10 protein-coding genes are annotated in these 7,566 nt (G+C 54.9%); 5 read left to right on the forward strand and 5 right to left on the reverse strand.

Annotated elements, in window-relative coordinates; translation table 11 throughout:
- Positions 1–62: 62 nt before the first annotated feature.
- The 3 genes from NTD85_RS07640 to NTD85_RS07650 all read left to right on the forward strand — a co-directional run bounded on the left by NTD85_RS07640 (position 63) and on the right by NTD85_RS07650 (position 1,789).
- On the forward strand, positions 63–314 hold the full coding sequence (locus NTD85_RS07640; RefSeq protein ID WP_262141870.1) for a hypothetical protein: 252 nt from the start codon (positions 63–65) through the stop codon (positions 312–314).
- Positions 315–388: 74 nt separating this feature from the next.
- Positions 389–1,069, forward strand: coding sequence for an NAD(P)H-dependent oxidoreductase (locus NTD85_RS07645; protein ID WP_201137698.1), 681 nt, complete (start codon positions 389–391; stop codon positions 1,067–1,069).
- A gap of 126 nt (positions 1,070–1,195) precedes the next feature.
- Complete coding sequence (locus tag NTD85_RS07650) at positions 1,196–1,789, forward strand: GNAT family N-acetyltransferase (protein WP_201137699.1); 594 nt, start codon at positions 1,196–1,198, stop codon at positions 1,787–1,789.
- A gap of 119 nt (positions 1,790–1,908) precedes the next feature.
- Here the strand turns inward: NTD85_RS07650 and NTD85_RS07655 are convergent, their stop codons facing one another.
- The 4 genes from NTD85_RS07655 to NTD85_RS07670 form a co-directional block, all read right to left on the reverse strand.
- A complete protein-coding gene (locus tag NTD85_RS07655; RefSeq protein WP_201137700.1) occupies positions 1,909–2,247 on the reverse strand; it encodes a hypothetical protein in 339 nt (112 codons plus the stop codon).
- 73 nt (positions 2,248–2,320) lie between these two features.
- Positions 2,321–2,890, reverse strand: coding sequence for an SCO family protein (locus NTD85_RS07660; protein WP_201137701.1), 570 nt, complete (start codon positions 2,888–2,890; stop codon positions 2,321–2,323).
- Between the two features lie 3 nt (positions 2,891–2,893).
- Positions 2,894–4,024, reverse strand: coding sequence for a hypothetical protein (locus NTD85_RS07665; RefSeq protein WP_201137702.1), 1,131 nt, complete (start codon positions 4,022–4,024; stop codon positions 2,894–2,896).
- A 10-nt stretch (positions 4,025–4,034) separates the two neighbouring features.
- A complete protein-coding gene (locus NTD85_RS07670) occupies positions 4,035–5,579 on the reverse strand; it encodes a multicopper oxidase family protein (RefSeq protein WP_201137703.1) in 1,545 nt (514 codons plus the stop codon).
- Between the two features lie 249 nt (positions 5,580–5,828).
- Here NTD85_RS07670 and NTD85_RS07675 point away from each other — a divergent pair, with 249 nt between their 5' ends.
- Complete coding sequence (locus NTD85_RS07675; RefSeq protein ID WP_201137704.1) at positions 5,829–6,113, forward strand: hypothetical protein; 285 nt, start codon at positions 5,829–5,831, stop codon at positions 6,111–6,113.
- Positions 6,114–6,166: 53 nt separating this feature from the next.
- On the opposite strand, the gene NTD85_RS07680 is transcribed toward NTD85_RS07675, so the two are convergent.
- Entirely contained in the window at positions 6,167–6,622 is a 456-nt protein-coding gene (locus tag NTD85_RS07680) for a hypothetical protein (protein ID WP_201137705.1), read from the reverse strand.
- A 308-nt stretch (positions 6,623–6,930) separates the two neighbouring features.
- Between NTD85_RS07680 and NTD85_RS07685 the strand changes: the two genes are divergently transcribed.
- Positions 6,931–7,497: a hypothetical protein gene (locus tag NTD85_RS07685; RefSeq protein ID WP_201137706.1), complete on the forward strand. Its 567-nt coding sequence runs from the start codon at positions 6,931–6,933 to the stop codon at positions 7,495–7,497.
- Positions 7,498–7,566 lie beyond the last annotated feature (69 nt).

The following is a 7,566-nucleotide window of genomic DNA, read 5'->3' on the forward strand; positions in this document are numbered from 1 at the left end:
GGTCTTCATATGACAGACCTATATATCAACTAGCCAAGTTAAAAATAGTCTGGGAAAAGTTTATGAACATCGTTCTGAAAGTGTTTGTCATCGCCTCTCTGGCTGTTATCCATGTCGCTGGTTTTGCTGCAGATGGTGCGGAGGCGCTTCAACGGCACCATGAACGTAATAAGCTGCGGTTTAATGAGCCTGAAGTACGGGTGCAGAATCAAAAGGCTACTGAAACAGACAAACCTGATGTTTCTCAGGGGGAGAGTAAGTCTTCAGGCGAGGCGGAAGAAGCTAATGCGCGCGTTGCTAAAGAGGCAGTCTGATATCTGCTTGTATAGTCGGGGCTTATGGTGAAATTACCAATGTTGAATTCAATTTATTCTTTTATAGGGCACTTATGAATAATCAGGTTCGAAAAGCGCTTGTCATTGTCACTCATCCCGTTCCAGGCTCCCTCAGCCATGCTATTGCCGATCATATCGGCGAAGTCCTTGTCAGGCAGGACATCGAAGTAGAGATCGCGGACCTTCATGCGGAAGGTTTTTCGCCCGCAATGACTGCGGGGGATGTAATGCTCTACCGCGGGGCCGGTGATATTGCACCTGAGATCACGCGTGAACAAGCGCGGGTTCATCAGGCTGACATGCTCGTGTTCGTATTTCCGGTTTATTGGTGGTCTGTCCCCTCGATGCTCAAGGGATGGTTGGAACGTGTCTTTAACGTTGGTTGGGCTTATAGCGTCGATGAGAAGGGGAGGGTTATTGGCATCATGCGCGACATTCCTGTCCTGCTTGTCGCAACGGCGGCCGGCAATGAGAGTGGCTATGAACGCCATGGCTATGCACAGGCGATTCAGAATCAAATCGTGGAAGGGGTCTTCGGATATAGCGGCATGAAAAATACGCAGATTGCTTATTTCTATGACGCGGACAACGCCACGAACGAGCGGATCGAGCAGTTCGTGGAAGGTGTATCCCCGCTATTGGAAAAAGAGCAGCTTCTGTCCTCGGTCACAGCCGAACTAAACCAGCCTTGCGGGCCCGGCGAACTGCCGTTGCTGGCCGAAAGCTCTCCGTGACGAGGGGCGGCTTTCGCCCCCAAGCGGCCCGATGCAAGATTTTGCGAATGTGATGCCATCGAGTATCAGCCAGCATGGGGCTGGTAGAATATCTGACGATTCCTTTTGTATTGAATGGTCTTCAACGTGTCCTTGAACGATATTGGGTTAAAAATACCGACCTTAATTCTGCGTAGCCCTCGTCTCGTATTGAGAGCTTGGTCACATGAGGATCTGTCCTCGCTGATCTCGATGAATTCTGAGCCTGAAGTGAATGGGTTGTTGGGCGGACCGGCATTAGTGGAGGGCAGTGCCGCGTCCATATTGAGGTACCGGGAATGCATGGCTGCCAATAGGTGGGGTGTGTTCCACGTCGCGGACGTTGCTGGGGCGTTTCTTGGTCTGGCGGGATTACAACCAGTCCGTTCGACGCTGCCAGTTGCACCTGCCGTTGAAGCTGTGTGGCGTTTTCGCAGAGCTGCGTGGGGTGCAGGATATGCATCTGAAGCCATGCGCCTGGTGCTGGATGGATGCTGCCAAGATGTAGCGGCGGGTCAAATCCTGGCAATCATCTCTCAGCCCAATATTCGCTCAGCACAAACAGCTACGCGTCTTGGGTTCCATCATGATCCGAAATCAGATTTTCTTTACCCGGATCTAGCTCTTGATGCCAGCCTTCGGCCGCATAAAGTATTCCGCCTTGATTTAAATCCATCTATTCAAAGACATCAGTATTACTGAGTTCGGCCAGCCTGGAGAGCACATACTGGATGACGGTGGGGGTATTGGTCATTTGATAATCACCTCAGAATGGGATCGTCATCTCGCTTTTGGCCGAGACAGTCTGAAACGTTTTACTGTCATGCCGTAAAGGTGAGAGCCCACGTGATAAAGCCGGCGATAAACGTCGTGCAGGTCAGGGCGAAGAGGAAAAGACCGTCGATAATCTGTTCCAATAAATGATTGCGGCTCAACTGTTGAGTGCGCAAGGCCCAGTACGAAAGAAGGGTGGTAATCAAGTAAAAAATGGCGTTGATCGCGAGCAAGTCATCGCCGATCGTGCCCTCTTTTCGTAACGTCGTGACCACTTGAAAAATCCCGATAACCGTAATGCATACACCGACCATGGCGGCTGACGCCGCAAAGATATGAACGCAGATGTCTTCGTTTAAACCGACTGGTTTTTTGGGTTCGTTCATGGCATTTTCCCTCGCAGGAGTTGGAAGCCGACAAAAAACAACGCGGCCGGTCCCTCTGGCCATTGCTCATTAATCAATTCGATGCATCTGCCAGCGCAGTAATGACTTGCCGTTTGATTTCCTTTTCGTCCGTCCCCCGACCAAAATGCTTGAGGTAGCGGCCCTGGCTGTCGAGCAGGAACAGAATGGTCGAGTGATCCATCATGTACTCCCCGGGTTTGTCGCCGTAGGGCACTTTTTTGTAGTAAACGTGATAGAGATCGGTAATGCGGGTGATGTCTTGCGCCGAACCGGTCAGGCCGACAAAGTCGCTGGCGAAGTACTGCAGGTATGCCTTGAGCTTCTTTGGCGTGTCGCGTTCCGGGTCGATGGTGACGAAGACCGGCCGCACCTTGATGCCTTGCTCCTGTTGCAGTTGTCGGCTGATGCGGGCCATTTTCGCAAGATCGGTAGGACAAATGGCCGGGCAGGTCATGAAGCCGAAATACAGCAGTGTCGGCTGACCGAAACTGCGCTCGGTCACGCGCTGGCCGTTCTGGTTGGTCAACTGGAAAGGCCCACCGACATCGTCACGCGGCGTGACCGAGGCACTCGCTGTCCAGGCAATCAACACCAGTGTTGCGGCGATCGTTTTCAACCACATCAGTCAATAACCTCCCGAGTATGTCAGTGCCAGGCCGATCAAGTCCGACACCTGGCCGTCCTCTTTCTGCGTGCCGGCAGACACGCCCAACTTGATCTGCCCGGTAATGTTGTAGGTCACGCTCAACTCGTTGAGGTAATCCTGATGATCGGCACCACCGGTAGACTGGCGTTGCTTATCGGTGCGAGTCGCGCCGACCGCCCAGTCGCCGAAATCGAAAGTCAGCGAGGTGGTCAGGTAGCGTGTGTCGTTACCCTGAATAGCGTCCTCGTTATGCACGTCGGCGAATTCGACGAAGGGCACAATATCGAAGTAATGCCCGGCCAGCGTTGGCTCCAGATCGGTGCTGGGCGCGTAGGCCCAGATGTAACGCGCAGAGGCGACCTTGATCGTTTCGTCGGCTGCATTACCGTTTTGCGGAACGTCCTCCCCTTGCTTGTTAGCCATATAACCGACCTGCATTTCCAGGAAAGGAATCGCCGGAATCGCCAGCCAGTTCACGGTCAGCGCATAGGAGTCGAGTTTGCCGGTGTTGGACGGTCCACCGTCGGAGCGTTGGAGTTTCTCGCCATGGCGAAAATAAGGGCGACCGAGAAATGAATTATCAGCGGTGTAGACACTGACATTCGGTTCGATCATGCCCAGTGTCTGATCGAAGTAACGGTAGGCCACCGTGCCGCCGAGCATTCCGTCCAGATCATAAGTGGCGACGAAGTCCTCGGTGTACAGCCCCGGCGCGGTATCCGCCGCACGTCCGAAGGGCACATGGTATTTGCCGACCATAAACGCTGAATTGGCGTTGTTCTGGTAATAGTTGAGGTCGTTGACCACCAGTCCAACATCGTCGAAGAAGCGCTTCTGACCGGGCTTCGGCGGGTCGATCGGGTTGATCTCGGTGGACAGCTGAATCTGCTGGTCGCGGCTGAAACGAAAGTAGAAGGTGCTGTTGATGTCCGGGTAGGCATCAGAGCTGTTGCGATTGCCACCTTGCGGAGTGTCGGCATGCACATGATCGAACTGGAAGGTTGCGTCGTAGTCCATGCCAACGTTGGGGTATTGCCCGTCATCAGCCAGCACCGACTCGGCGGCGCACACCGAACCCAGCAACAACACTGCCAAGCGATAATTGCTCATGGCGGCCCCTCTACTTGATCTGTGGCTTGATCAGCGGGCTGGACGTTTTCGGGCTCTGTCCGGTGTTGCGCAGGAAGGCGCACAACTGGTTGTTTTCACCGTAGAGGCCTCCTAACGGCTCAAGCTTGACGGCTTGCTCGTAGTCTTCGGGCCTGACCACCTGAATCGCCTGCATCATCCCGCCGTCCTCGTGTTCGAGGATGTGGCAGTGGTAGACGAATTTGCCGAGGATCACAGGGTCGCGAAACGGAATCCGGATGGTGATCGAGCCGGTCGCCGGGATGAATATATTGTCGCGGTAGCCACTGAACGGCACGGGCTTGCCATTGATTTCAGTGACCTGAAAATCCACCTGATGGATGTGGAACTGATGCAGTTCCTGAGACGGATTGAGCAGCCGCCACTCTTCTACATCACCCAGCTTGACGGTGGTATTGACCTTGTCCAGTTCGAAGCGGGTGCCATTGATCAGGAACGCGGTCGGGTCGGTGGCGGAATCCTGAAATACAAATTGCCGGGTCTTGTTCACCGATTCCGTGCTGAAGTCCTCGGCGGGCGGGTAGGGGCTGGTGATCTGCCGCGTGGCCACGGGGTCGCCGCTGGAGCGCAGGATCGCCAGTCGGGTGGCGGGGTAACTGTCGCCGGCAGGTCCGGTGTTGGCCGCTTCCATCACCACATCGTGGGTGCCGGCGGCGGGGCCGACCACCAACACACTGAAGCGCGCCGACGGCCCGATCAGTACCTGATCATCGTCAACCCGGCGGGTTACGGTGTTCCCATCCCGCGAGAGAATCTGCATCGACTGCCCATCGATGCGGATGCGGAAATATTGGTTGGCGGCGATATTGATGAAATGCCAGAGCTGGGTTTCGCCGGGTTTGATGTCGATGGTCGGCACCTCCTGACCATTGATGGTGCGAATCGACGGCGCGCTGGTGATGATTTCGCTGGCGACCTTGCCGGTCAGGGTTTTCTGGAAGTTGCGCAGGACCAGCACGCGCTCCTTGATGCCCTTGAGTTCGGGAAACGGATCGAGCATGCCGTCGACCAGAATCGGCCCGGCAATTCCTGCCGAGACCTGACGCTGCGCGCCGCCGTGGAAATGGCTGTGATACCAGTAGGCGCCGGGACTGTGGTCTTTCGGAAGTTTGACGTCGTACTGCGAAACGGTATGCGGCTGGGTCATGCGGAAGATATTGTCGCCTTCGTCCAGAGGCGACACGGTCATGCCATGGAAGTGAATATTGGTGATTTCATCCATTTGGTTATCGAGTCGAATCGACATGACGCCGCCGGGTCGCGTGCGAATCAGCGGCGAGTCGTAGTCACCGTTGAACACCAAGGATACGTAGCGCTCGTTGCCGACATTGACCTGCTGTTCGGCAGCCGTGAGCATCGCGTGGGTCACGCCGCTGGCATCGTAGGTGAACTCGGGATTGTCGCGCAGTGGCGGTGAGGAAGGCTCTGTGGGCGGTTGAGTGACGCAACCGGTCAGCGCGAAAACCGCGACACCGGCATAACGTGCAAAAGCGCGGACGGCGAAAGCTTTAAGCATGATCGCGACCTTCGGTTGCCTGTCGAAGAACTACAACGTAATTCGCCTCTTCGTTGCCGGCACCGGGTGGCCGATACCGTACACGCCGCGGTTTACGTGGCTTTGAAACGTTTTGCACAATTTTCGCAGTGTAGATGAGGACTTCAGCTGCGCAAGTTGCGAAACCCACCCGCTCAACCTGTCAGGTTTTCGGACTGAACTAAACTTCAACGGCTGAACGAACTCTCGTTTTTTTAGAGGGCGAAGTCAATGACCAGGAAGCAGCTTCTCATCTGCAGCGTTGTTTGCTCATCGTTCATTTATGGTTGCGTCAGTCAGGCCGAGCAGCCATTTGTCGACATCGGCGGGCGGCACGGTAACTTGCGGGCCGCTCAGGAACACATTGTTCAAGCGTGGCAACTGATTGGCACGGCACAGTTCGACAACAACTCACGACTTGGCGGCCATGCGGCTCGGGCCAAGGAGTTGCTGGCGCAGGCCAATGATGAACTTCGTCTGGCAGCGGATGTTGCGAACGAGCATGAGCGCTATTGATTGATGCCCGGATGCGGAGGCGCTCTGCATCCGGGCCGCTTGTACGCGTGCAATTAGTGCTGCGCAACTACCCGTGCCTGGCTGCCGGCGCCTTCGACATACACATTCATGCCTTTTGCCAACGATGGATTGATCGGTTGAGTCACCGAGACCAATACGCCGCTGTTGGTTCTGACGATGATCTGCTGGGCATCGACGGGCTGGTCATATTGGCGTTTTTCCTCGTAATTACCGCCTGCCGCACCAGCGAGTGCGCCAGCGAGCATTGCCACATCGCGACCGGTGCCTCGTCCGATCAGGCTGCCTAGCCCAAGTCCGCCGATACCGCCCAAGATTGCGCCGACGCCGCTGTCGTGATTGGTCTGCATCTGGGTTTGGTTGATCTGCTCGATTTTACCCGAGCGTATTTCCATTTCACCGGCGCCGCCGCTTGACGCACCGACAGCGACACAGGCGCCAAGCACCAGACCCAACAGAGCAATCGACAGCATGGAAACGATGGTTTTCATTGTCAGACTCCAGCATTCAGGGAAGTGAATCAGGCAAAGGCCCCTTTCACATTAGCCGAAAAAGGCTGGCGCGGAGTATGAGCAAATCCCGTGGTGCTACTGGCCACCCTTCCAGAGCAATACCCATCGTAGAAAAGAGCGGCGGGCGGCGTAGTGCGCAGGCGAAGCTGGCTAAGTTTGGCCGACCGGCTCGCCATCCTGCAACCTCCTGAAGATCTAAGGTTACGGCTATCTGAACCGCATTCATTCCAAGGCGTCTGCCGCCCGTTCATGGTGCTGTGCCTGGAATTGGGATTATTCAGAGAGAATTGGTTGCCATTGACGGGGTAAATTCAAAGCCATCAACAACTGCACCGCAGTTTCACGAGCATCAAGCTGAAGCGGCGAATGGCAGATTCGCGCTACACGATGTTCGATTAACGGTGAATGGTTTCGATGTATGCTTTAACAAGACTGTTTATCAGGAGTATAAGAAAGTGAAACGTGAAGGGGTGATCTATTCTCTACACCACGTTGGAATTCCAACCGACAAAATGAGAGAAGGGGAGCGTTATGCGGCGAGGGTGGGTATGTGGACCAGTGACGATCTGACAGGTCCACTACCGGTTCAGTGGCACCGCTTTACAGATGATTCCCCTCTGCACCATTTATTGAAGACAGTGCCTCATGTCGCTTATCGAGTCAGTAATCTCGATTTGGCAGTGGCTGGTCACACATTGATTCTCGGCCCCTACGAACCCATCGACGACTATAAGGTAGCAGTGATCGACAACTCAGGTGTGCCAGTTGAACTCATCGAAACAAGCCTAACCGACGACCAAATCTGGAACCGTGCCAGGAATGGAACCCAGTCATCGCTGTACGCAAAAGACTGAGTGCTTCTTGCTAAAGTCGATTGATGCTGATAGTTACTCGCCGCATTGGCAGTTTACCAGCCATTATAA

This window comes from Pseudomonas sp. 13B_3.2_Bac1 (assembly GCF_025466205.1).
Lineage (GTDB): Bacteria > Pseudomonadota > Gammaproteobacteria > Pseudomonadales > Pseudomonadaceae > Aquipseudomonas > Aquipseudomonas fluorescens_H.

Coding starts and splice junctions, on each gene's coding strand:
- NTD85_RS07640 (WP_262141870.1), top strand. CDS start 63: ATGAACATCGTTCTGAAAGTGTTTGTCATCGCCTCTCTGGCTGTTATC.
- NTD85_RS07645 (WP_201137698.1), top strand. CDS start 389: ATGAATAATCAGGTTCGAAAAGCGCTTGTCATTGTCACTCATCCCGTT.
- NTD85_RS07655 (WP_201137700.1), bottom strand. CDS start 2,247: ATGAACGAACCCAAAAAACCAGTCGGTTTAAACGAAGACATCTGCGTT.
- NTD85_RS07660 (WP_201137701.1), bottom strand. CDS start 2,890: ATGTGGTTGAAAACGATCGCCGCAACACTGGTGTTGATTGCCTGGACA.
- NTD85_RS07665 (WP_201137702.1), bottom strand. CDS start 4,024: ATGAGCAATTATCGCTTGGCAGTGTTGTTGCTGGGTTCGGTGTGCGCC.
- NTD85_RS07670 (WP_201137703.1), bottom strand. CDS start 5,579: ATGCTTAAAGCTTTCGCCGTCCGCGCTTTTGCACGTTATGCCGGTGTC.
- NTD85_RS07675 (WP_201137704.1), top strand. CDS start 5,829: ATGACCAGGAAGCAGCTTCTCATCTGCAGCGTTGTTTGCTCATCGTTC.
- NTD85_RS07680 (WP_201137705.1), bottom strand. CDS start 6,622: ATGAAAACCATCGTTTCCATGCTGTCGATTGCTCTGTTGGGTCTGGTG.